Origin of the sequence: Streptomyces brevispora, from assembly GCF_007829885.1 — a bacterium.
GTDB classification, from domain to species: Bacteria; Actinomycetota; Actinomycetes; order Streptomycetales; family Streptomycetaceae; genus Streptomyces; species Streptomyces brevispora.
In genome coordinates this window covers 1,706,961-1,728,859 of the sequence record NZ_VIWW01000001.1, presented here as the reverse complement: position 1 = coordinate 1,728,859, position 21,899 = coordinate 1,706,961, and the positions used below count along the sequence as shown (strand labels likewise).

Annotated in this window: 22 protein-coding genes, 1 tRNA gene and 1 pseudogene; 7 read left to right on the top strand and 17 right to left on the bottom strand. The window is 68.4% G+C overall.

What is annotated here, in order from left to right; genetic code table 11:
* Positions 1 to 277 precede the first annotated feature (277 nt).
* Positions 278 to 350 (bottom strand) — tRNA-Arg (locus FHX80_RS08035).
* A gap of 316 nt (positions 351 to 666) precedes the next feature.
* Between FHX80_RS08035 and FHX80_RS08030 the strand changes: the two genes are divergently transcribed.
* The 4 genes and pseudogenes from FHX80_RS08030 to FHX80_RS08015 all read left to right on the top strand — a co-directional run bounded on the left by FHX80_RS08030 (position 667) and on the right by FHX80_RS08015 (position 6,682).
* Positions 667 to 2,319 (top strand): dynamin family protein, encoded by a 1,653-nt coding sequence (locus FHX80_RS08030; RefSeq protein ID WP_145767144.1) that lies wholly within the window; start codon positions 667 to 669, stop codon positions 2,317 to 2,319.
* Entirely contained in the window at positions 2,316 to 4,268 is a 1,953-nt protein-coding gene (locus FHX80_RS08025; RefSeq protein WP_145763563.1) for a GTPase, read from the top strand. Before FHX80_RS08030 ends, FHX80_RS08025 begins: the two co-directional genes overlap by 4 nt.
* A 102-nt stretch (positions 4,269 to 4,370) precedes the next feature.
* Positions 4,371 to 4,784: pseudogene (locus FHX80_RS36705) on the top strand (single-stranded DNA-binding protein); the annotation flags it as partial.
* A 446-nt stretch (positions 4,785 to 5,230) separates the two neighbouring features.
* Positions 5,231 to 6,682, top strand: coding sequence for a Cys-Gln thioester bond-forming surface protein (locus tag FHX80_RS08015; RefSeq protein WP_167523383.1), 1,452 nt, complete (start codon positions 5,231 to 5,233; stop codon positions 6,680 to 6,682).
* 238 nt (positions 6,683 to 6,920) lie between these two features.
* Here the strand turns inward: FHX80_RS08015 and FHX80_RS08010 are convergent, their stop codons facing one another.
* The 12 genes from FHX80_RS08010 to FHX80_RS07955 form a co-directional block, all read right to left on the bottom strand.
* Positions 6,921 to 8,183: a tyrosine-type recombinase/integrase gene (locus tag FHX80_RS08010; protein WP_145763561.1), complete on the bottom strand. Its 1,263-nt coding sequence runs from the start codon at positions 8,181 to 8,183 to the stop codon at positions 6,921 to 6,923.
* Positions 8,183 to 8,383, bottom strand: a complete 201-nt coding sequence (locus tag FHX80_RS08005; protein ID WP_093548794.1) for a helix-turn-helix domain-containing protein — start codon at positions 8,381 to 8,383, stop codon at positions 8,183 to 8,185. Before FHX80_RS08005 ends, FHX80_RS08010 begins: the two co-directional genes overlap by 1 nt.
* Positions 8,384 to 8,385: 2 nt before the next feature.
* Positions 8,386 to 9,759, bottom strand: coding sequence for a replication initiator protein RepSA (gene repSA, locus FHX80_RS08000; protein WP_145763560.1), 1,374 nt, complete (start codon positions 9,757 to 9,759; stop codon positions 8,386 to 8,388).
* A complete protein-coding gene (locus tag FHX80_RS07995) occupies positions 9,752 to 9,940 on the bottom strand; it encodes a hypothetical protein (RefSeq protein ID WP_145763559.1) in 189 nt (62 codons plus the stop codon). The genes repSA and FHX80_RS07995 overlap by 8 nt, the downstream gene beginning before the upstream one ends.
* Before the next feature lie 87 nt (positions 9,941 to 10,027).
* The gene (locus FHX80_RS07990) at positions 10,028 to 10,342 is read right to left on the bottom strand and encodes a SpdD-like protein (protein WP_145763558.1); all 315 of its coding nucleotides are present in this window, start codon (positions 10,340 to 10,342) and stop codon (positions 10,028 to 10,030) included.
* A gap of 23 nt (positions 10,343 to 10,365) precedes the next feature.
* Positions 10,366 to 10,521 carry a hypothetical protein gene (locus tag FHX80_RS07985; protein WP_124284025.1) on the bottom strand — a complete coding sequence of 52 codons (156 nt, stop codon included), beginning with the start codon at positions 10,519 to 10,521 and terminating at the stop codon, positions 10,366 to 10,368.
* A 9-nt stretch (positions 10,522 to 10,530) separates the two neighbouring features.
* The gene (locus tag FHX80_RS07980) at positions 10,531 to 10,722 is read right to left on the bottom strand and encodes a mobile element transfer protein (RefSeq protein ID WP_124284024.1); all 192 of its coding nucleotides are present in this window, start codon (positions 10,720 to 10,722) and stop codon (positions 10,531 to 10,533) included.
* Between the two features lie 21 nt (positions 10,723 to 10,743).
* Positions 10,744 to 11,397, bottom strand: a complete 654-nt coding sequence (locus FHX80_RS07975; protein WP_145767142.1) for a DUF2637 domain-containing protein — start codon at positions 11,395 to 11,397, stop codon at positions 10,744 to 10,746.
* Positions 11,397 to 11,600 carry a hypothetical protein gene (locus FHX80_RS07970; protein ID WP_145763557.1) on the bottom strand — a complete coding sequence of 68 codons (204 nt, stop codon included), beginning with the start codon at positions 11,598 to 11,600 and terminating at the stop codon, positions 11,397 to 11,399. Before FHX80_RS07970 ends, FHX80_RS07975 begins: the two co-directional genes overlap by 1 nt.
* An 81-nt stretch (positions 11,601 to 11,681) precedes the next feature.
* Positions 11,682 to 13,037, bottom strand: coding sequence for an FtsK/SpoIIIE domain-containing protein (locus FHX80_RS07965; RefSeq protein WP_145763556.1), 1,356 nt, complete (start codon positions 13,035 to 13,037; stop codon positions 11,682 to 11,684).
* Between the two features lie 2 nt (positions 13,038 to 13,039).
* Positions 13,040 to 13,387, bottom strand: coding sequence for an SCO3933 family regulatory protein (locus FHX80_RS07960; RefSeq protein WP_145763555.1), 348 nt, complete (start codon positions 13,385 to 13,387; stop codon positions 13,040 to 13,042).
* Positions 13,388 to 13,525: 138 nt separating this feature from the next.
* Entirely contained in the window at positions 13,526 to 14,305 is a 780-nt protein-coding gene (locus FHX80_RS07955; protein WP_145763554.1) for a GntR family transcriptional regulator, read from the bottom strand.
* Between the two features lie 18 nt (positions 14,306 to 14,323).
* On the opposite strand from FHX80_RS07955, the gene FHX80_RS07950 reads away from it, so the two are divergent.
* The 3 genes from FHX80_RS07950 (at position 14,324) to FHX80_RS07940 (ending at position 18,935) form a co-directional block, all read left to right on the top strand.
* Positions 14,324 to 14,788 (top strand): NUDIX hydrolase, encoded by a 465-nt coding sequence (locus tag FHX80_RS07950; protein ID WP_145763553.1) that lies wholly within the window; start codon positions 14,324 to 14,326, stop codon positions 14,786 to 14,788.
* Positions 14,785 to 15,021 carry an e9imm peptide gene (locus FHX80_RS07945; protein ID WP_244318164.1) on the top strand — a complete coding sequence of 79 codons (237 nt, stop codon included), beginning with the start codon at positions 14,785 to 14,787 and terminating at the stop codon, positions 15,019 to 15,021. The genes FHX80_RS07950 and FHX80_RS07945 overlap by 4 nt, the downstream gene beginning before the upstream one ends.
* Before the next feature lie 458 nt (positions 15,022 to 15,479).
* Positions 15,480 to 18,935, top strand: a complete 3,456-nt coding sequence (locus FHX80_RS07940; protein ID WP_145763552.1) for a glycosyltransferase — start codon at positions 15,480 to 15,482, stop codon at positions 18,933 to 18,935.
* A gap of 6 nt (positions 18,936 to 18,941) precedes the next feature.
* Here FHX80_RS07940 and FHX80_RS07935 read toward each other — a convergent pair whose 3' ends face one another.
* The 4 genes from FHX80_RS07935 to FHX80_RS07905 form a co-directional block, all read right to left on the bottom strand.
* Positions 18,942 to 19,646 carry a hypothetical protein gene (locus FHX80_RS07935; protein WP_124284014.1) on the bottom strand — a complete coding sequence of 235 codons (705 nt, stop codon included), beginning with the start codon at positions 19,644 to 19,646 and terminating at the stop codon, positions 18,942 to 18,944.
* A gap of 127 nt (positions 19,647 to 19,773) precedes the next feature.
* Complete coding sequence (locus FHX80_RS07930) at positions 19,774 to 20,121, bottom strand: hypothetical protein (protein WP_145763551.1); 348 nt, start codon at positions 20,119 to 20,121, stop codon at positions 19,774 to 19,776.
* Complete coding sequence (locus tag FHX80_RS07925; RefSeq protein WP_145763550.1) at positions 20,118 to 20,849, bottom strand: GntR family transcriptional regulator; 732 nt, start codon at positions 20,847 to 20,849, stop codon at positions 20,118 to 20,120. Before FHX80_RS07925 ends, FHX80_RS07930 begins: the two co-directional genes overlap by 4 nt.
* A 729-nt stretch (positions 20,850 to 21,578) precedes the next feature.
* Positions 21,579 to 21,857: a hypothetical protein gene (locus FHX80_RS07905; RefSeq protein WP_145763547.1), complete on the bottom strand. Its 279-nt coding sequence runs from the start codon at positions 21,855 to 21,857 to the stop codon at positions 21,579 to 21,581.
* Positions 21,858 to 21,899: the final 42 nt, after the last annotated feature.

The window sequence follows — 21,899 nt, the reverse complement described above, 5'->3', positions numbered from 1 at the left end:
TAGCTCTGTACGCGAGCTAATGTCGCGAGATGTCCCTTCGGGCGTGGACTCGACGGCCCACCGGTGTGCGGGATGGGCGTGCACGCACGCCGGTGTACGGGATCGGTCGCACGCCCGCGTACGAAATCCGGGCCGGAGACCGCCCCCGGACGGGCCGTCGCTCTCCTCGGCGGGGGGTTCGTCCGGCTTTACGCCGCTACTACGCCGCCCCCGCTAGCGTCCCTCTGGCCAGCAAAAAGGCCCTCCGAAGGAGGGCCTCAGAGTGCTGTGCGATGTGCGCCCCCGGCAGGACTCGAACCTGCGGCCAAGCGCTTAGAAGGCGCCTGCTCTATCCACTGAGCTACGGGGGCCGGGTGGTGGCCGCGGTGACCTGGAGCCCTGAGGCCCGGGCGGTCCGTGACCTGCCGGGACAAGGATAGGGCTCCGATCGCCTGGACCCGGTTGCTTCACCTGCGTGGCACGATGTGGAGGTTCGGTGAAGCGAAACGATAATCGCAGGTAGGTGCGATTCATGCATAGCTTTTGGCGCCTCACGCCTCGGGTGTTGTGCAGTCGTTATGCCTGCGCCCCACTCGTCCCCTCTGTCCGGGCGAGGAACCGCCGCGCAGAGGGGGGTATACGCTTCAAAAAGGCGCCAAAATTGGGCATTCTTCGCATGTGGTGACCTTGGACGTACGGCCTCAGCTCATCGACGCACTTTCCGCCCTGCGCGACCGTGTCGCTGCCGTGCGTCTTCCACTTCCGCTGCCGGGCGCCCCACGCGCCAGGCAGACCAGGACCGAGCTGCTCGCCCAGCTCGACGACTATCTGCTGCCCCGTCTCAAGGACCCCGAGGCACCCCTGCTCGCCGTCATCGGCGGGTCCACGGGGGCGGGCAAGTCGACGCTCGTCAACTCCCTTGTGGGGCGCCGGGTCAGTGAGGCCGGGGTGCTGCGGCCCACCACACGCACCCCGGTGCTGGTCTGCCATCCGGATGATCACCACTGGTTCGCGGACATCAGGGTGCTCCCGCAGCTGACCCGGGTCTGGCTGTCACCCGAGGAGTCCGCGAACCCCGGCCAGTGCGACGACCTCGACGGACTCGACGGGAACGCGGCCGAGGAAGGGACCGCGCTGCGCGTCGAGACCGCCGCCGGGCTTCCGCGCGGACTCGCACTGCTGGACGCCCCCGACATCGACTCGCTCGTCGTGCGCAACCGCGTCCTGGCCGCCGAACTCGTCTGCGCGGCGGACGTCTGGGTGATGGTCACCACCGCCGCCCGGTACGCCGACGCCGTGCCGTGGCACCTGCTGCGTACCGCGAAGGAGTACGACGCCTCGCTCGTCACCGTCCTCGACCGGGTGCCGCACCAGGTGATCGCCGAGGTGTCGCGGCAGTACGGAGCGCTGCTCACCAAGGCCGGTCTCGGCGACGTACCCCGGTTCACCATCCCCGAACTGCCCGAATCGGCGGGCGGCGGCAGCGGATTGCTGCCCACCACGGCGGTCGCCCCGCTGCGCGCCTGGCTCACCCACCGCGCGCAGGACCCGGCGGCCCGGCAGCAGGCCGTCGGCCGCACGGCAGCCGGGGTCATCGACTCGCTCGACGTCCGGATTCCGGCGCTGGCCGGGGCCGTCGCGGCTCAGTACGCGGCCGCCGTGCGGCTGACCGGTGTGGTCGAGGACGCGTACCGGAAGGAGGGCGACCGCATCCGGCGGCGGCTGCAGAACGGCGGCGTGCTCGCCGGCGACGCCCGGACCCGGTGGCGCGGATACCCGATGTACAGCACCTCCGAGGAAGTCCTCGAAGCCCTGGTGGAGAGCCTCGCCGCCCTCCTGGAGTGCGCGGTGGCGGCCGCCGACGAACAGATCCGGACGACCTGGCAGCGGGAGCCCGTGGCCGGGGTGTTCGGCTTCGAGGCGGTGGGCCGCGAAGAGGGGGGATGGGGGCCCGCGGAGGACATCCGGGGCCGGATCGCCATGACCGTACGACGCTGGCGCAGGGTCCTGGAGGAGCTGACCGAGGAAGAGGTGCGCCTCATGGAACGCAACGCCGCGCCCGACCCGGAGACCGTCGCCACCCTGCTGGCGGCCGCCCTGCTCGGCGGCCGCCGGGCCCGTACCGCCGGGGAACAGCTCGCCGAACGCATCGGCGCCCAGGGCGCACTGCGGCTGCGCGACAAGGGCGGGGCGCTGCTCACCACCTATCTCGACCAGGTGCTGGGCGGCGAACGTGACCGGCGCCTCGCCCCACTGGACGCGCTCGACGTGGCCTCCGAGCCGCAAGCCGAACTGATCGCCGCGCTGTCCGTACTGCAGAAGGAGAGGTGGCAGCGATGACTGCCGTCACTGACGAAGGTCCGGGACAGGTCCGAGGACAGGTCGCAGGACAGGGACCGGGACCGGAGCGGGGGCGGAACCCGGACGAGGGTTCCGCCCCCCGCGAGGGTTTGCCGAAGGACCGGGGCAGGCCGGGCAGGGACTGGGACGACGGGCTCATCGCCCGCCGCGCCGTCTCGGGGGCCGCGCCCCAGGAGGCGCCGGCGGCCGTCCCGGACGACGACGTACGCCCCCAGGTCGAGGCGTACGTCCCCTCCGGCAGCCCGCTCAGCCCCCGCCTGGACGCACTGCGCGAACTCGTCGGGCTCTCCAGGGCCCGGCTCGACCGCACCGATCTCGCCGAGGCGGGCCGGGTGCTCGACGAGGCCGCCGCCCGGCAGCGGCTCTCCTCCCGGCACACCGTCGTCGCCATCGCCGGAGCGAGCGGCAGCGGCAAGTCGACGCTCTTCAACACCCTCGCGGGCGCGCAGATCTCCGAAGCAGGGCTGCGCCGGCCGACCACCGCCGCGCCCATCGCCTGCTCGTGGACGGACGGCGCCGCGGGCCTGCTGGACCGGCTGGCGATCCCGGGGCGGCTCAGGCGCAGGCCGCAGCAGAGCGGTACGGGGGCCGACGAGGCGCTCCAGGGGCTCGTCCTGGTCGATCTGCCCGACCACGACTCGGCGGCGGCCGGGCACCGCGAACAGGTGGACCGGGTACTGGCGCTGGTCGACGCGGTGGTCTGGGTCGTGGACCCGGAGAAGTACGCGGACGCCGCACTGCACGAGCGCTATCTGCGGCCGCTCGCCGGACACGCGGAGGTCACCTTCGTCGTCCTCAACCAGATCGACCGGCTGCCCGGCGAGGCGGCCGACCAGGTCCTGGACGACCTGCGCAGGCTGCTCGACGAGGACGGCATGGCCCTCGGCGAACACGGCGAACCGGGCGCCACCGTCCTGTCCCTGTCCGCGCTCACCGGCGACGGAGTGGGCGAACTGCGCGAACTCCTCGGCCGGTTCGTCCAGGAGCGCACGGCCGCGACCCGCCGGCTCTCCGCCGATGTGGACGCCGCCGCGGCCAGGCTCCGCCCGGTGTACGTCGCCGAGGGGTGGCCCGGACTGGGGGAGCGGGCCCGGGAGGAGTTCGCCGACCGGCTCGCGGAGGCCGTCGGCGCCGCCGCGGCAGGCCAGGCCGCGGAGCGCGCATGGCGCCGCAACGCCGGCCGGGCATGCGGGACGCCGTGGCTGCGGCTGTGGCGCTGGTACGAGTCGACCCGGCAGCCGCGAGGCCTGGACCGGACGGTCTTCGCCGCACCGCCCGAGGAGCAGCTCACCGCACGCCAGCGGGTCGAACAGGCGGTACGCACGGTCGCGGACGACGCCGCCGACGGGCTGCCGGGGCCGTGGGCGCAAGCGGTGCGCGAGGCCGCGGTGCGCGGGGCCCAGGGGTTGCCCGAGGCCCTCGACAAACTGGCCGCGCGGGCCGGCGCGGAGCCTGGGCGGGACACCGACACCGACAGCGACAACGGCGAGCCGGCGGAAGCGGCGGAAACGGCGGAGCCGGGTGGGCGGACCGGGGCGCACCGGGGACGTGCAGCCGGCAGGCCCCCGCGGCCGGCCTGGTGGCCCGCGGCCGTACTGGCTCAGGTGGCGATGACGTTGCTGCAGATCTTCGGGGGCCTGTGGCTGATCGGCCAGATCATCGGCGTGCTCGAACCGGGACTGCTGACGCCCGCCCTGGTGATGCTGGCAGGGATCATCGGAGGCCCGCTGGTGGAGTGGTCGTGCGCGGCGGCCGCCCGGGGGCCCGCACGACGGTACGGCCAGGAGGCCGAACGCCGGCTGCGCGAGGCCGCCGCCGGCTGCGGACGGGCCCGGGTGCTCGATCCGGTGGCGGCGGAACTGGTGCGCTATCGCGAGGTGCGGGAGCGCTATGTGGCGGTGACGGAGTTCTCCACAACGCGCGGTTAGTCCACAGGTCCCAGCAGGAATTCCGCCTCCCCTTCACCATGGGATCAGTGACCAAGCGCAAGGGCGCGGTCACTGAATCCGGACCGAAGGGGAGGCGGAGTCATGAACGAGACCTTGGTGACGCTGGTGGGCAATGCGGCCACCGGTGTGGAGTTCCGGGAGACCGCGAGCGGGGGAATGGCTCGATTCCGTTTCGCGGTGACGCCCCGGCGCTGGGACCGGGAGAAACAGCTCTGGGCGGATGGGCACACCAGCTTCTACACCGTGTGGGCATGGCGCACCCTGGCATCGAATCTGACGGGTTCCGTTTCCGTTGGGGAACCCTTGGTGGTGCACGGCAGGCTGAAGGTGCGGGAGGAGGAACGGGAAGGACAGCGAAGGACGTTCGTGGACATCGAGGCGACGGCGGTGGGCCACGATCTGACCCGGGGGACGTCGGCGTTCCGACGGGTGGTCAGGGCCGATCCGGGACTGACGTCCCGTTCCGGCGGCCCGGGCGCGGCCGAACCGGACCAGTGGGCCGTGCGCGAGGTGGCCGGGCGGGATCAACCAGTGGCGCAGGCGGAGCAGATGGCACGGGTGGAGCACGAGGACCGGGCCCGGACGGCGGCGCAGGTGCAAACGGTCGCACGGGGAAAAACGCGGGGGGAGACGCGCGAAACGGCGGAGCCGGCGGATCGGCCGGATCGCTCGGAGCGTCAGGTCGTAAGGCGGCGGGCGGTCCGTCAGAAAGGCGGCCCCGAGCTTGTGTCCGCACCATGAACGCCCGCGCCGAGCACCTCTGGCCATGCGTTACGGGGCATAACGATTCCGAGTCGGAATGGTTGTCCGACGGTATGACGGGGGACTGTGCTTCGCTGCGTACTTAGGATTCCCCAGTACTCGCAGGGCACTTGAGTCGGAAGGCGGGACATTCCCCACACGCGCACCAGGCGCGAGGGTCTCGCCCGGAGGGGAATTCTGTGTTTTTTGCTTCTTCAGCTACCGCCTCGTCATCCAGGACGACGGTCGGTTCCCGACGGATCCGGGGCATATCCCGGCTGGCGGCCTCGGTGGTGGCATCCGGGCTGCTCATGGCCGGCACCCTTGCCGGCGCGGGCGGTGCGGCTGCCGACGAGGCGCCCCAGCACCAGGGCGGCGCGAGCGCGGTCCTGGACGGGTTGAAGACGTACGACGTCGCGGTGCTCCACGCGGACGGCACGAAGCAGAAGCTGCCCGCCGGGCTCTTCGAGATGACCGTCGACGGCGGCGGCAAGCTCAAGACGTACTGCATCGACATTCACAACCCCACCCAGGACCAGGCGAAGTACCTGGAGACCCCCTGGGACCAGACCTCGCTGGGCAGCAACAAGAACGCCGGCCGGATCCGCTGGATCCTGGACCACTCCTACCCGCAGATCGACGACCTCGCGGCACTCGCCGAGGCGGCGGGCACCGGGCCGCTCACCGAGAGCACGGCGGCGGCCGGCACCCAGGTCGCCATCTGGCGCTTCTCGGACAACGCCGACGTCGACGCGTTGGACGGCCAGGCGGACAAGCTCGCCGACTGGCTGGAGAAGTCCGCCACCGACACGGCGGAGCCCAAGGCGTCCCTCGCCCTGAACCCGTCCGCGGTGTCCGGCCGCTCCGGTGAGCGGGTGGGGCCGGTCACTGTCAGCACCAACGCCGGTCAGGTATCGGTGGCCCCGCCCGCCGACTCCGCCAGCGGTGTCAGGGTCACCGACAAGAATGGCAAGGCCGTCACCACGGCGGTCAACGGCTCCGAGCTCTACTTCGACGTTCCGGCAGCTTCCGCCGACGGTTCCGCCGCGCTGACCGTCCAGGCCACCACCTCGGTACCCGTCGGCCGGGCCTTCGCCGGGGCGACCAGGAGCCAGACCCAGATCCTGGCCGGCTCCAGCGAGTCCACCGTCTCGGCGAGCGCCACCGCGACCTGGGCCGAGAAGGGCGCGATGCCGGCGCTCACCGCGAAGAAGAACTGCGCCAAGGGCGGCGTCGACGTCACCGCGAGCAACATGGGCGACGAGGCGTTCACCTTCGAGCTGGCCGGGGCGCAGCACACCGTCGAGGCCGGCGGGTCCGAGACCGTGACCGTGCCGGTCGCCGAGGACCAGGCGTACGACGTCACGGTCACCGGGCCCAACGGGTACGCGAAGACGTTCAAGGGCGTGCTGGACTGCAGGACCAGCGGCAGCGCCACCACCGGCGGTCTCCAGGTCCAGACCGCCGACCAGCCCAGCACGACCACCGCCACCGCAGGCGGCAGCTCCACGGGCGTCCAGGGCGGCCTCGCCGAGACCGGCAGCTCCAACGCCACCCCGATCATCGCGGGAGTCGCGATCGCCCTGGTCGTCATCGGCGGCGGCGCGGTCTTCCTCCTCCGCCGGCGCAAGGACCAGGCCTCCGGCGAGTGATGAGCCGTAGGCACACGGTCACGATGTGCTGATGGCGGCCCCGGTACGCAGCGGCGTACCGGGGCCGCCGCGTTCAGCGGGGCCGGTCCGGCACGTTCCGAGGACCGGGATCACGCGTACCGCGTACCGGACTGGTTTCCATCCGGGTGCGGCCGTCAGGCAAGATGGGGTGTTTCTTTCCGGGGGAGGGCACGAAACAGCCCCTCACCAGGAGTTTTCTCGCCGATGAGGGGCCGTGTCAGGCGGCTTGGGCCGTCTGTGGGCCGTCGTGAGCGTGACCGGCGGCCCGGTACATCTCGCTGATGGCCTTCCGGGTGCGGGTCTCGCTGCTCGGCATCAGGTGCGTGTACACGCGGAGCGTGAACCCGGGGTCGCTGTGGCCGAGGTAGAGACTCAGCGCCTTGACGTTCTCGCCGGCGTCCAGAAGGACCGAGGCGTAGAAGTGCCTCAAGGCGTGCATGCCGTGTTCACGGGCTGCCGCGTATCGCTGCCCCTTCTCCGGAACCGGGATGATGCCCGCGGAGGCAAGGGCGGGCTTCCACCGCTCGTCGTTGAAACCGTTGCTCCATAGAGCCGTGCCGACGCTGCTTGTGAAGGCGAGCCGATGGGTGACCTTGGGGCCGGTGGGCGTCACCCAGGGCAAGGTCACGTCGACCGGCGGGAAGCGCTTCAGATGCTCAGTCAGGGCCACGGACACCTCAAGGTCCAGCGGAACATCCCGGAGCTTGCCTCGCTTCGGCGGTGCGAAGACGAGAGAGCCGCGGACCTTTTTCACTTGCTGCCGGACGTAGAGCCAGCCGAGGTCCCCGATGTTGTCGACCGCGAGACCGAAGATCTCGCCCTGACGGAGACCACAGCCGCCCCCGACGTCGGCCATCGCCTGGTAGCGCTCGGGGAGGCCGGCCTTCACGGCGAAGACTTGCGAGGCCGTCCACGGATGGACGCGAGAGGGCGCAGGGCGGGGCGCCTTGACCGAACGGGCTCGGCAGGGATTCGAGGCCAGCAGACGGTCGTCCACGGCCGCGGTGAGCACGGAGGAGACCGCATCGAAGATCAGGCGCCGGTAGGAGGCTGACGTCACCGCACTTTCGAGCTGACGGTTCCAGTCGCGGATGTGCTCCGGCTGGAACGAGCCGATGGGACGCGTTCCGAGGTAGGGAAGGGCATGCAGGCGTAGCCGCCCCTCCACCGCGGCCCGGCTTGCCAGGTCGGTGGTCAGTGCCGCGATCCATCGCTCGGTGTACGCACGGAAAGTGGTCCGTGCCGCTCGCGGGTCGATGTACTGGCCGCGTGCCATATCGGCTTCGATGTTGGTCAGCCACACGTCGGCCAGGCGCTTCTGCTTGTCCGGGAAGCTCTTGGCCTTCTCGGTGCCGTCCGGGCCGATGTACCGGGCGCGGTAGCGGAGCCCGATGCCGTACCGGTCGCTCTGCACCTTGCGGGACTTGCCGTCCGTGCCGATTTCGACCTTGAACCAGCGGTCCTGGATATGTCCGGCCATCAGGCGGCAGCCCCTTCCTGGAGGCACTCGACCCAGGCGCGCACGTCATCCGGGTCGTATCGCAGGTGCCGCCCGACACGGAATCCGCGAGGACCGACCCGCTTGCGCCGCCACTGGTAAACCGTCTCGACACTGGGGAGGTCGAACATCTCCACCAGGTCGTCAGGCGTCAGATAGCGGGCCGGGAGCCGCGTGGCCATGGTCACCACTCCTTCTCGTCGGATGCTGACCGAAGTTCCTCGCGCGAGGTCTCTCGGTTGTGCTGGAGGTCGCGGGCGATGGTGGCGGCGAGCACGGACTCGCCCGGTGTGTGGCCGTGGCCCGCGTATTGCCAGTCGGCGAGGACGAGGACGGTGTCCGGCTCGCGCTCCTCCAGGCCGAGGGCGTCCCGTTCCTGTGCGGCGCGGAAATCGGCGCGGGCCTGGCGGAGTTCGCCGAGGGTGGTCGAGTACCGGCGCGACTTGGACGAGAAGTGACCGCGGAAGCCGAGCATGTGCGCCCAGGCCCAGAGGCGACGTTCGGGGTAGTGCGGGTCGAGCAGCTTGCAGGCCGCGATCAGGCGGCGGGTGTGCGCGGGGATCTGATGCCGGTCGAGTTCGGAGAGTTCACCGATACGTCGGTCGATGGTGCCGGTGGTCTCGGCGGCCTTGGTGGCGTATTTGGCGACGTAGGAGGCGACTGCCTGTTCCGTGATGTCGGAGCCGTCCCCGAATGCTTTCACGGGGCGGACATCAAGCTGTGTCCCCCAGCGGAAGGTGCGGGCGGGCTGCTCTGCGGCGGCCGGTACGGAGACCGAGGTGTACGAGTGCGAGGCCGCGGCGCGGATCGCGTCCGTGAGCAGGCCGGCAGTCGCCCAGGACGGAGGGGGAGTGTCGGGCCCGTTCGGTCCGTCGAGGCGGATCACGGCATGGAAGTGCAGAGCGCCGCGCTTCTGGAACTCGGCGACCTTGCCGTAGGAAAGCCGGGCTGTCTCCTTCAGCTCCCGCTGGCTGAGCCCGGCGCGGGCGGCGATCTCGCGACGGAGCCGGTTGGTGAAGCGCTGCCAGAGGTCGCCCGCATGGTTGTTGAAGAGGACGGCGCCCGCGTAGTCGTAGGTGGCCGGGTCGAGCGCCGTTCCGAGGATCGGATCAGCGGAGGCATGGCGAGTGCCGCAGCGGCAGACGCCACGGTCGGGCCGGTTATGGACGGGGCCGAAGGACGGGGCCGTGAGGGTGGCGAAGACCCGGGGGTGGTGGCGGACCGTGGCAGGGATGTCGCGGCGGTCGTCTCCGGCCAGGCCCGCGCGGATGAGGTGGTAGGTGTCGCCCGCGTAGGTCCAGGCGCAGGAAGGGCAGCGGGACGCCCGTCGGTTGCCGCATGCGACGCGGAGCCGTCCACCCGGCTCGTTCGCGGTCGAGTAGTGGTGGAGGGTCTCGCCGGTTGTCTTGTCCTTGGCGAGGGTCCAGCCGGTCAGGTGGATCGGATCGGCGCAGCCACCGGTGCGGCGGATCTGGTCGTGCCAGCGGTCGAAGTCGTCGGCCGAAGCCACCCTCAGCAGGTCGCCGAGGGTGGTCGGGTCGAGGAGCGCGTCAGGCACGTGCGTCCTCCCGCAGACGAGCGAGGCGGCGAGCAGTGCCTGTGCCGTGGCAGACCGGGCAGTGCGCGCTGATGGTGCGGAGGTGGCCATGCCGGTCGCGACCGCCAAGAGTGACGGCGGCGGAGGCGAAGCCGTCGCAGTTCGGGCAGCTCTGGGACGGCGGGCGGGTGCGGTGGGTCATGCTGGGGTTTCCTTCCGGTTGCGAGATCGGGCAGGGGACGGCTCCCGGGCGGCGGAGACTTGGCGGTTGAGGCCGCCCGGGAGCCGGTCAGCGGCGTTTGTGCTCGGTGTTGACCAGCGAGCGGATGACCAGGGCGCAGATGGCAACGGATGCGCCGGTGATGGCGACCGCGAGCAGCATCGACACCAGGACGGCACCGACGACCAGGACCACGGCTGTCCCACCGCCGATGAGCGCGACGACACCGCCTGCGGAGAGCTGCACGGTCGGCCGCGCCGGAGCGGTCACGGGGGCGAGGGGCTCCGGGGTGTGGTGCATGACTGCGGTCGGCTCGACTACCGCAGTAGGCCGGGTGAGGTGCCCGGTGGGCTGGGGCATGGTCGGGACCTTCGGGCGGAACATGGTGGATCTCCCTTCGGCAGTGGCTACTTGACGGCGGTGTCGATGACGGGGGAGAGCAGGCTGTCGGCGAGGAGGTAGCCGCCGAGCAGGAGGACGGCGACGAGCCACAGGGGCGGGCGGATGAGCTTGATGCCGAGCCAGCCGACGATGATCAGGGCGAGCCAGAGCGGGACGTCCACGGACTTCTCCTATCGGGCGGTGCAGCGGTGGGTGCGGGCGGCGAGCTGCGCGGCGGTCTGGCTGGAGTAGCCGGCGGACCAGCCGCAGCCGTCCTTGGTGCACACGGCCGCGTGCTCGGTGTGGCCGCGACGGTCGCGGTGGGTGCCGATCTGCACAGGGCCGATCCGCATCAGGGAGTGGAAGTGGTCGCGAGCAGGCATGAGGGTGGTCCTCCCTTCAGGTCAGGCGAGTTGGGCGGCGATGGCGTCGGCGAGGTGCGGCGGGACGCCGAGGCGGGCGCGCAGGGTGTCGGTGTCAATCCGGGCGCCGGTACGGGCTTGGTGGTCGGCGGCGAGCTTTCGCGCGTGGTCGACGAGCGCGGCGGGAACCGGCGGACCGGTCGGCGCCGGGGCAGCGGATGCGGTGGCCGGGGGCTCCTCGGCTACGAGCAGCGGAGCCGGTACGGGCTGCGGCTCGGGAGCGATGTCCGGCTCGGCTTCTGGCGCTGGCAGAACCGGTTCCTGGCTCTCGGAGACGTGCGAGTGGGCGAGGAGCGTGCCGCCAAGGAAGGCGAGGGCAGGCCATCCCGCGATGCCGAAGCGCAGCCAGGACGGGGGATGGGTGAGGTCGAGGAATCCCGCGGTGGCCACGTTGGCGCCGAGCGAGGCGAACAGGGCGATCAGGAACCAGCACCACGCCAACCGGGACGGCCCGTCACTGCGCAACCGTCGCCAGGCAGCGACCAGAAGCAGGTCCACCGAGATCGGGTAGGCCCAGGCTTTCCAGCCGTCCTGTCCGGCGGCGTCAGCGAGGTCGTGCAGGTGGGCGAAGGACAGAGCCCCAGCGATGACGGCCTGGACGAGGACGGCGTCCACGCGGAACGCGGGGCGCGCCATCACGAGCCGCCGGGGTGGTCGGGTTCGTCAACGGGGTCGTGGCCGGGCGGGAACGTACCGAACGGCGGCTCAGGCAGGGACGCGGCGAGGGACGGGCCCACGGCCTCGACGAAGCTCTGGTCTGCGCCGAGTCCGTCAGCGTAGAGGGCGAGGTGGCCCAGCAAGAGCACGGTGCGGGCGACGTCCTCGCAGTCGGGGCACATGACGTGTTCTCCCTTCAGCAAGCATGGGACGGGTAGGGACCTGGCACGAGGACGGTCGTGCCAACCGGGGGAGTGAAAGGGTCAGACGGTCGCGGGGGCCGTCTTGGACAGCGGCACACGTTCCGAAGGCAGCGCGGCGGTGGCAGACCGGAAGGGCGCGAGGGCCGGCAGTTCCGGGGTGCGGTCCGCGTACTTGTTGCAGAGATTCACGGCCTGCCGCAGCGAGGTGTGCGGGGCGCGAATGCGGGCCCAACCACCGGACGAGTCGCCGGTGACGGCGATACCGGGGGTGTCGGTCGGAATCTGGATCGCAGCCAGGACCGCGTCCGGGGCGATGTCCCCGAAGGCCATGTTGGCGGACGACTCGTCGTTGACGCGGTGGGCGGTGCGGCCGGTGAGCTGGGCGCGGAGCATCGTGATGCCCTTGCCGAGTTCGGAGCCGAAGCGCTGCCCGCAGATCTCCAGATAGATGCCCGCGGCACGGCCGAGCTGGGCCAGTCGTACGAGGGCGGTGATGATCCTGTCGCGCCGCTTCTCCTCGTCCTTGGAGGCGAACAGGGCGAGTTCGGCGACCTCGTCCACCAGGACGACGATCGGCACCGGTCGCAGGTGCTCAGGCAGGTCCCAGATGTCGGCAGCGATCTCCGCGTCCGGCACGTTGACCGACATTTGTTGCTCGGTGCGGATCAGTTGGTAGACGTCCGCCATGTAGGAGACGAGGGCTTCGAGGAGGTCGAGGGCGGAGTCCGGGTTGTCGGCGAGTGCGGAGAACCGGCGGGCCAGTGGGAAGAGCTCGACCCCTTGCTTGCAGTCGATGCCGACCAGCGCAACATCCATGGGCGCGAGGCCGGCGACCAGGTTGCGCTGATAGACGGACTTCCCTGACTCCGTGGCACCGAGGGTGAGGCCGTGGGGCACGGCACGGTAGTCGCGGTAGCGGACCGCCCCGTCTTCCCGCAGCGCGACCGGAACCCTCATGGGAGCAGGGTCGGTCTTGACGGGCATGTGGACCCGCTTGAGCACGTCGTATCCGGTCATCCGGACTTCGACGACTCCCGAGCGGAGTTCCCGCGAAGTGACGCCGTACATCGCGAAGGAGTGACGCAGCCGGTCTGAGGCGGCGGAGACGTCGAAGGCGTCCTGTCCGGGGCGGAGTTTGAGACGGAGCAGCAGACCGGTGCGGGTGGGATGAACGCGCAGGATGCGCGGAGCGCGGGACTCAGGGACGGGGCGGTTGGCGATTCGGGCGAGGGCCAGGCGCCAGCGGGAGGGCGGGACAGTCAGCCCGCAGGCGTCCATCACGGAGGCGTAGCGGACCAGGACTCGCAGGGTGGCGACCACGGCGCCGAAGACCAGCCAGTACCAGGCGGGGCGCCGCCACCGCAGGATCACTGCGGCAGCGACGACCAGCACCAGGGCGACCGTTAACCCGGTCATGATCAGGCCGCCTTCGAAGTGGCGCCGGCGAGCGAGGTGACGGCGACCGCGCGGAACGCAATCCCGTGCCGCTTCTGTCCGTTGAACTCGTTCTCCCACGCCGAGGCGACCAGCCCCGTCAGCGCGACCGGGGCACCCATGGCGAGGTCCTCGGAGACGCCCGGCTGCGGAACCGTGAGCTTGAGGATCTCCACCTCGTCCGGCGTGGAGAACATCACCTCCACCGTCATCAGTGTGACGCCGTCCTTGTCGAGGGCGATCTCACCGGTGCGACGGTCCTTGACCTTGGGCTGGGGGGCCTTGGCGACCATGACGGTGGCGTTGGTGGTGTCGACGGGAATCTGACGCACAACGATCACTCCTCTATAGGGGTTGGACTTCGTCACTCATGTACATGAGTGACATGAAGAAGAGTGCCTCACTCCTGTACATGAGTCAACCCGCTGCGGAGAGGAACTCGCGGCGGGTTGAGTGGAGTTGAGGTGGCGTCAGTCGGCGGCAGGGATCCGATACTCGAATACGAACTGGTCAGCGGCCATGAGGGTGTCGCAGACCTCGACCACGCGGCCCTGCGTCGTACGGGCCTCACGAATCAGGTGGATGACCGGAGCGCCGGGGCTGAGAGCCAGTTCCGAGGACTCCGCCTTGGTGGCTGGACGCCCTTGGAGCGTCTCGACGAACTCGGCGAACTCGTGCCCATGGTCTTCGAGTCGGGCGTAGATACCGCCACCGCCGGGGTTCTCGGCGAACAGCTCGGGAATGTCCTTCACGACGTCCCACGGGAGATACGACGTCGCCGTCTCGACGGGTGTGCCGTTGCGAAAGTACAGGCGCCGCCTGGCGAGCACCTGAGTGCCGGCGACGATCCCCAATCGCTGAGCGGCATCCTCCGGAGCTTCCGTGGGGCCGATGTAGAGGACGCTCACCTTGGCGGCAGCGCCGGACTGCGCGGACTCGGCGAGATAGGCGGCCTTGCCACCCTGGCGAAGCGAGCGCCGGAAGCGGTCCGATGACCGGTGGCGTACGGGCGGACGATCCTTGACGATCGAACCCTTGCCGTGCCGGGTCTCGACCAGCCCGCTCGCACGCACCTCGACCATGGCCTTGCGGATCGTCCCGCCGGCGACGCCGTACCGCTCGACGAGCTCTGACTCGCTGGGCACCATGTCCCCGGGACCGAGGACACCGGCCCGGATCTGCTGCACGATCTCATCGGCGATCTGTACGTACCGCGGCACAGACCGCTCTCCACCTACCGCGGTTCCCATAGTCCCTCTCTGCCTCCTATGCTCCTGTATATGAGTCAATCACAGGGGGCGACCTCGACGCCGCTGCACTCCGTATCTGTCGCCGGGGTAGTGGTGCGCGAGGACGGGCGTCTTCTGTCGATCCGACGCGCCGACAACGGCACTTGGGAGCTACCCGGCGGCGTCCTCGAACTCGACGAGACCCCGGAGGCCGGCGTCGTGCGCGAGGTCCTGGAGGAGACGGGGATCCACGTCGAGGTGGACGAACTCACCGGGGTCTACAAGAACACGACCCGGGGCATCGTCGCCCTGGTCTTCCGGTGCAAGCCTTCTGGAGGCACTGAGCGCACGTCCGCGGAGTCCGTGGCGGTCGAGTGGCTCACCCAGGAGCAGATCACCGAGCGCATGTCCGAGGTCTACGCGATCCGCCTGCTGGACGCCGTCGACGGAGCCGGCCCCCACGTGCGAAGCCACGACGGCCGGCGACTGAACAAGACACCGTGACGACTCCAGGCCCCTACCAGCGGATGAGTCGTGGCCAAGCTCTGCCACTGGTCCAGCGCCTCCTGGACGGCGACGTTGCCAGCGAGGCTGAAGGCGCCGAGATCCTGGACGCTTTGTATCGCGGGCTCGGGTGCCCCCACATCAGCGACTACATCTACTGGGATGCCGGTCCCGACCTGAGCGCGGACAAGGTTGTCGAACGGGCTTTGGCCTACAAGCCGATCGCACTCTGACTCAGGCAGCGCGGTAAGAGTTTCTCTACTTCATCAAGACCCGCGCACGGCGCGGGCGCGCGCCGCCTCAGCGGCGCGGCCTGCCTCTGTCTCCGCCCCGGCTGGCCGCGCCCGGCGGCGCGCTAGCGAGCTGCGGGCATGAAGCGGGAGACACGCTCTGTGGCTGGGGCGGCCGGCTCCACGGCTTTAGGCAGCCACTTTGGGGCGAGCCTCTAAGATCATGGCCCCAACGTCGTGCCTTAACGGGCAGGTCCACAGACTGCCCGACTCGCCGGAAGCTTAAGGGGCCATGATCACTCGCCCCAAAGCAGCTCCAGCCCAAAGCCGCTCCGCCGGCCTTCGCGTAACCCCGCTGCCGCCGTAGGTAGCGGCCCTCACGCTCAGCACTTTTGGGTTCGCGGCAGAACACTGACGCCGATGGCCCTCGGATCGTACGATCTGCATGAACGAGGGGGCTCATGAACATCTCTAAATTTCGTAATCCGTACGACTACCGGAACCCGGTGCGTGAGGCCGCAGCCTTTGCTGGACGAGACTGGGAAGTCGCCACCATCGCATATGAGATCGATCAGACAGCTGTCGATCGAGCGTCCGTCTGTATCGTCCTGCACGGCCCGCGGGCTGTCGGGAAGACGAGCTTGCTCTACGCCACAGAACGGATAGCTGCGGCTCGCGGCCTTACAACCGTGCGCGTGGAGCTGGTCGAGGGTGACGGCGAGCCCATTGCCTTCTTCCGTAAGTTGTACGACGAGTTGATCTCGACGATTGCGGACGAGGCCGTACAAGCCGGGGCGAGCGTCCCCTTCGATGTCTCAGCCGTGCGTCGGGTGATGGCCGGGGTCAATGAAGCGGCGTCCGTAGCCCCGCTCCAGTTCCCAGAGGCGGCGGCCCTCGCTGGGCCCGAGGGTAGGGTGCCGGAGGCGGCGTTGCGTGCCGATCTGTCCCATATTGTGCGCCTTCTTGGGCATCCAGTAGTTCTCCTCGTGGACGAGGCCCAACTGATCGCCGGTGACGCCAGGGCCCTGTCGGTTATGCGCTTTCTCACCACCCGTGTCGACGGCCTGGTCCTGGTGCTATCGGGTACGTCCGGACTGATCGACCGGATCATGGACGTGCACTCGCCCATTTTGAGGCAATTCAAGGAAATTGAAGTCCGGGCATTCGTAGAACACGGGGATGTCGCGAGCTGTATAGTGCGACCACTCCGCAGTGCGGGAATTTATGGCGGGATCCCGCAAGGCTTGGCCTCCTCCTTGCGGCAGCTCACTGATGGCAACCCTTATGAAGTGCAGCTCTATTGTCACGAGATGTTCACCCGCTGGCAGAGTGGCGTCACTGATCGAATGAAGCTCACTCCTGAGGTAGTCGAAGGCATCCGATCTCGAATGGAATCGGGCCGTGATGTCTTGGAACGACCACTAGTTCATGCCGTGCGCGGGATGAAACGACAGGAGCTCGTTGCCTTCAACGTTCTAACCTCGGGTTTGGGGCATGCGACACCGGACGAGGCATGGTTTGCCTACTGCTTGGCTGGACAGCCGGAAATCACACGCGAGCAGTACGACGAATTTAGGGAGAAACTAGCTGCGCAAGGTATCCTCGCCGCCGAGGACATCGTCCGATTCGCAGTGCAGACGGAGCTCTTCGACGAGGTCTACGCCCGGCTCTGGACGGCCCGCACCATCCGATTGCAGCCCCACGCCCAGGTCACCAGCCGAGGTGACGTTCGAGCCATGCTTATTAATCGGCTCTTCTCCGTACTGCATGAGTTTGCCCAAGACTCTCTGCATATCTTCGAGACATGCTGTTCCCAGATGGGCGCGCGGCACGTGCAGAAAATGCTCAGCGCCTTGGAGAGCATGCCTGACGCAGGCCCGGACATCTTCCCGCGGGTCGCCTTCCTCCATTCCGCAATCTTGCGCACGGGTGAGCCATCGGCCCTCGACCTCACCACCGTTACTTGCACTTACCGCAATCACACAGTTGAACGCTGGTTGTACTCTGCCGACAATGACGATATCTCGCTGGCCGACACTGCCGCCTTCAAGGTGGTAGCTGACCGGGTCGCGGGACTCGGCGGACACCTCACCGCTGATCGGGTTCGCGTGCCACTGCGGACGTGGCCGGCTCATGATTGGTTCCGAAAGGCCAGTGGGGAGTTGCGCACCGAGTTGGCGGACAATCATTACAACGCCGCTTTCAATGCATACGGGACTGGAAACGTGTCCGCTGCCCGTAGTAACTTTCAGTCGTCGTTTGCATTGCACCCGGGCTGGAAGCAGGCCAACAGCCTGACATATCTCAGCTTGGCCTACGGGCTCAAGGGCGACGCTCTCGCCTGGTCTCAGCGCGCTCTCGAACTTTCTTCCGACGCCTCCCAGCGCGCCTTGAGCCGCTACAACGCGGCCATGGCTCATTTCCTGACCGGAGACCGGGACGGCGCCGCCAAGCACCTCTTGGGGGCCGCGGCAGAACTAAGGGGTACGGCGCTGATCAATAAGATGGCCTTCCTGCTACTCCCGGACCCGGACGACAGCACGCGTTTGAACCAGGAGTCTCAAGTAGACATTGCGGAGGCGGTACAGCGCGCCCGCGCCGCCCTCGGTATGCCTCCTGGCGACGTCCCGACAGGGCCGTCCGATGAAGCACCGGACGAAGGGGCGGTCAATGTGCACGCGCAGACAGCTACCCCCTTCACTGCATATTCCTCACAGAGGCCGGTAGTTGTGTCCGTGGCTACCGAATGGAATTCCACCCATGGCGGTCTCAGTACGTTCAACCGGGATCTGTGCCAGGCGCTGGCCGCCGCGGGCGCGCAGGTGTTCTGTGTGGTACTGGAGGCAACTGCAGCGGAATTCGCCGCTGCGGACAAGGTAGGCGTCACGCTTCTTCCAGCTCCCGACATGCCCGGGGCCTCCGACGACATGCGGCTCACCAGCCGTCCCAAGCAACTCGGTGGAACTGTGCCGCACTTGGTCTTGGGGCACGGCCGGATCACGGGGCCCGCAGCGCAGAAACTAGCTGACGACTTCTTCCCCACCGCCCGTCGCCTGCATTTCGTACACATGGCTCCGGACGAGATTGAATGGTATAAGCCTGATCGCGGCAATGACCTTGGCCTGCGGGCCGAGGAACGAACCAGTGTTGAGCGGGCCCTCGGCGGGACCGCGCACCGTGTCGTCACGGTCGGACCTCGGTTGCACGAGCAATACGTCGACGAGTTCAGGAAGCCCGAGGGCCTTTCTCCACTGCGGCTCGATCCAGGGTTCGACGGCGCTGGTCAAGGTGCGGATCTTGGTCCGCCTCAGGGTTCCCCGTGTCGAGTCATGCTCTTGGGCCGTGTAGAGGATGCAGAACTCAAAGGCGTGGACTTGGCCGCCGCAGCATGCGGTCGAGTCGCGATTTGGCTACGCGAGGATGGCCTGAGAAGCGTCCGACTGGTGGTGCGTGGTGCCCCAGCATCTGCGGTGGATGAGGAGCGGAGGAGGATCGTGACATGGGCGGCGAGTCCCGGGCTGGATGTCGTAGTCCGTGCCTACACGTCGTCACAGCCCCGCATTGACGAAGATCTGAAGACCGCCAGCCTGGTGATCATGCCTTCGCGTAGGGAGGGGTTTGGTCTGGTTGGACTTGAGGCAATCACTCAGGGCATCCCGGTCCTGATCAGCTCAGAGAGCGGACTGGCTGATTTGCTCCGAGAGACCTTGGGACACGAGCGAGCGAGCCGGTTCGTCGTCGAACTGTCCAGAGACGACGAAGTTGACGTTGAAAAGTGGGCTCGGGCCATCGACAGGAAGCTGCGGGACTGTGAGGGCGCCTTCCGTCAGGCAGCCGAGCTTCGCGACGAGATGACCCAACGGGTGACATGGAGCCGTGCTGCCGCAGTGGTCCTCGGTGAGATCTTGGACCGGTGAGCGCGCTCACTGTGCGAACGCGGCCGCGGTGACTTCCCGTTCCATTTCCGCGCGGTGGAACTCATACGTCCTGATTCCGGAGACCTTTATAAGCACGCAGAAGCGCTCCACCGACGACAGATGTCTGCTCACTTGCGCGTACTCGCGCCGGAGGAAGTGGATCGCGGCCAGGTTGGCCACCGATGATTGCCCGGCTACCAGGAAGACTGGACGAACGGACTCCGCCGGTGTGAACTTTGCAACGAGCGCGTATTCCTGGTTTCCCCGATCGAACAGGAATTTCTCTCCATCAACTTCAATAGCCACCGAGTCTGGTCGGGTGTCGTCGTATGGATGAATGACAACTCCTGGGAGGTGGGCGGCGAGGTGACCGCCAGTGCGGAGGTTGGCTCCTCCAGTGGGCCCACCGACACAGAATTCGGTGCGATCGTCGTTGCCCCCACGGAATGCACCCGATTCCAAAGAGACGTGGCATTGCAACTCGCCTGCGAGTAGGCCCAGTTCCACAACCGCCCTTACGTCGCGGTAATGGGCGGTACCAGGCGAGTTATATTTACTGCCCAGCACGAACAGACAGGTCTGCCCAGGCCGCACGCCAAAGAACGCAGCCCTTCTGGCTACCGTCCGAGCACGCTTGGCTCGCTCCCACGACCAGACGAACCCACCGCCGAGGAAGCTGGTCACCAGCCCGATCGCGATGTTTGTGAGCACTGACTGAATCATGTCCCCCCACTCTCTGGCCGGCATCGTTTCACGGCCGGGGAACTCTCGCCAGGCGATCCTGGCAGAGGAGCCCCAGGCTGAATCTGGGGCTCCTCTGTTTGGAACTGAATTGCTGCTACCCGAAGGCCGCTGCCTGCAGGCTCGGGCCCTCGTTGCCCCCGCCGCGAGCGGTGAGATCCGGTATTGGTAGGCGGTGGCCGCGGCTTGTTGCCACGCGGAGCACCTCGTGGAGGGCTTCAGCCAGGGCCGTAGCCAGGTAGCGCAGCTCGTCCGGCTCGGCGTCTTCGTGTCCGAGCACTTCGGCTGCGCCCTCCAAGAGCTCGGTTGCCATGCCGAGTTGTGTCGCTTCGATGTTGTCTGCCAGGCGGGACAGATGGCCGTTGTTGTCGTCGGTGCTCAGGAAACAGGGCTTGCCCTCGGGGCCTGGCCATGGGAGGAGCCGCAGTTCGTTGTGGGGTGTCATCCTTCTGTCCTCCTGTCTCCGCTCATCGTGTGGTGCGTGAAGAGCGCGTCGGCTCGATCGCCGGGAAGCACCAGGCGCGCTACCTCGACGACACGTCCAGCGGTGTCGGTCGCCACGCGGGTGATCGCCAGTACGGGCAGGGCTGTGCTGATGCGCAGGGTTGTCGCTTCTCTCGGGGTTGGGAACCGTGCACTGACCCGCTCCTGTACCTCGGCCAGCGGCGGGCGCTGTTCCGACAGCCTTGCCCACACCCCGTTGCGCAGGGCTGACTCGCTTGGACCGTCGGCCGGCGCCAAATCGCGGGGCACGTAGATCCTGGCCAGGCTGTGCGGTGACTTCTCCGCGTGGCTGATGCAGAGGAATTCGGTCAGTGGGCTGCTCGCGGACACCCTCAGAAGAGCGGTCAGATCCCCTCGCGCCCGGAGGTGCGTGGTGCGGACGCTCACGCGTAGCGCCGCATCGGTCGCGGTATCAGCGTCGGGCCTGCGGCCACCGCCTACGTACGTGATCCTTCGGACGGGATGGCGGACGAAGTTCCCTCTGCCGTGAATCTTCTCGATGAGCCCTTCGCCCTGGAGTACGGCGAGGGCGTTCCGTAGCGTCGGGGTGCTGACCGCGTAGCGGGCGGCGAGTTGTGCCTCAGACGGTAGGCGCTCGCCGGCCTTGATGCGGCCGGATGAGATCTGCGTCCGGAGGTCGTCGGCGATGACATGGCGGCGTGAGGCCACGGGTTGAATCACCTCCGCCTCAGGATCCGAAGGGCCACGAATCGACTCTGGGCGTGCATGGTCAGCAGCTCTCCCGACTCGAAGCGAAGCCGTTTTGCCGCACCGGCGAGCTGAAGGAGGTCTGCCACGCGGCACGGCTGACCTCCGATCTGGATCACATCGCCTCGCTGCACGCTGGTCGAGGTGATCTCGACGGTTGCGGCAAGTGCGCCACTGGGCGTCCATCTGCTCACTGGGGAACCTCTCCTGAAGTGGAAGGGTGGCAGGGGCAGTCGCAGGCTTCGTAGACCACGGGGATGCCGATCGGTGCCACGGCGGGGGAGGAATGCGCGCACTGGCGGTGCGTGCCAATGAGGCACGAGCTCGACCTGTAGGGCGTGGCTTTCGCGTTCGTCACACCTGGCCGCTTATGAGTTGGCATCAGTTCGTCCCCCTCGGTGCGAGCCGGGCCCGCGCGATCGGTGTCCGAGCTACGGGTGTTGGGTGCTGCGTCGTGCCTTCGCGGCGGGCTAGGACGTACGGGCGGACGAGCTGCGTTACCTCGTCGGCGAGGACGTCCATTCCGTGCCGAAGCTGCCCCATGTGCAGCGTGGGGGCGTCGGCGAGGTCGAGCGGGACGGCCCGCGGGCAGAGCGGGGCTAAGGACCGGCGGTGCCGGCCCCTCGGGACGCACCGCTCACTGGTGCATGAGACGGCACCGCGGATACGGTTGAACACGCTGATCAGCTCCTAACGCTGACGGCCAGGTCCCCGGACATCTCCCGTCGCGGGGACCTCTTTGCGTACGGCGGCCCATAAGACGAGGCCGTCCACGTTGCTCGCGACGAGGCCGAATCGATCGGCGGTCGCCACTGCGTCCAGGACCTCCCGCCATGAGTCGGCGGGGAAGTCGTCCGGCACCTCCGCTCTGATCGATGTGCGGTGCGCGTGCTGCACCACGTGCGTGGTCAGTCCGGCGGCGGACAACCGGGCGGTGATGTCCTCGGCGCTCAGTTCGGAAGCGGGCACAGGTATCTCCGTCGCCGTGTGATCACGTTACGTAAAGCTAGT

Coding starts and splice junctions, on each gene's coding strand:
- FHX80_RS08025 (WP_145763563.1), top strand. CDS start 2,316: ATGACTGCCGTCACTGACGAAGGTCCGGGACAGGTCCGAGGACAGGTC.
- FHX80_RS08010 (WP_145763561.1), bottom strand. CDS start 8,183: ATGGCCGGACATATCCAGGACCGCTGGTTCAAGGTCGAAATCGGCACG.
- FHX80_RS08005 (WP_093548794.1), bottom strand. CDS start 8,383: ATGGCCACGCGGCTCCCGGCCCGCTATCTGACGCCTGACGACCTGGTG.
- FHX80_RS07995 (WP_145763559.1), bottom strand. CDS start 9,940: ATGACCCACCGCACCCGCCCGCCGTCCCAGAGCTGCCCGAACTGCGAC.
- FHX80_RS07990 (WP_145763558.1), bottom strand. CDS start 10,342: ATGTTCCGCCCGAAGGTCCCGACCATGCCCCAGCCCACCGGGCACCTC.
- FHX80_RS07980 (WP_124284024.1), bottom strand. CDS start 10,722: ATGCCTGCTCGCGACCACTTCCACTCCCTGATGCGGATCGGCCCTGTG.
- FHX80_RS07975 (WP_145767142.1), bottom strand. CDS start 11,397: ATGGCGCGCCCCGCGTTCCGCGTGGACGCCGTCCTCGTCCAGGCCGTC.
- FHX80_RS07970 (WP_145763557.1), bottom strand. CDS start 11,600: ATGTGCCCCGACTGCGAGGACGTCGCCCGCACCGTGCTCTTGCTGGGC.
- FHX80_RS07965 (WP_145763556.1), bottom strand. CDS start 13,037: ATGACCGGGTTAACGGTCGCCCTGGTGCTGGTCGTCGCTGCCGCAGTG.
- FHX80_RS07955 (WP_145763554.1), bottom strand. CDS start 14,305: ATGGGAACCGCGGTAGGTGGAGAGCGGTCTGTGCCGCGGTACGTACAG.
- FHX80_RS07950 (WP_145763553.1), top strand. CDS start 14,324: ATGCTCCTGTATATGAGTCAATCACAGGGGGCGACCTCGACGCCGCTG.
- FHX80_RS07940 (WP_145763552.1), top strand. CDS start 15,480: ATGAACATCTCTAAATTTCGTAATCCGTACGACTACCGGAACCCGGTG.
- FHX80_RS07930 (WP_145763551.1), bottom strand. CDS start 20,121: ATGACACCCCACAACGAACTGCGGCTCCTCCCATGGCCAGGCCCCGAG.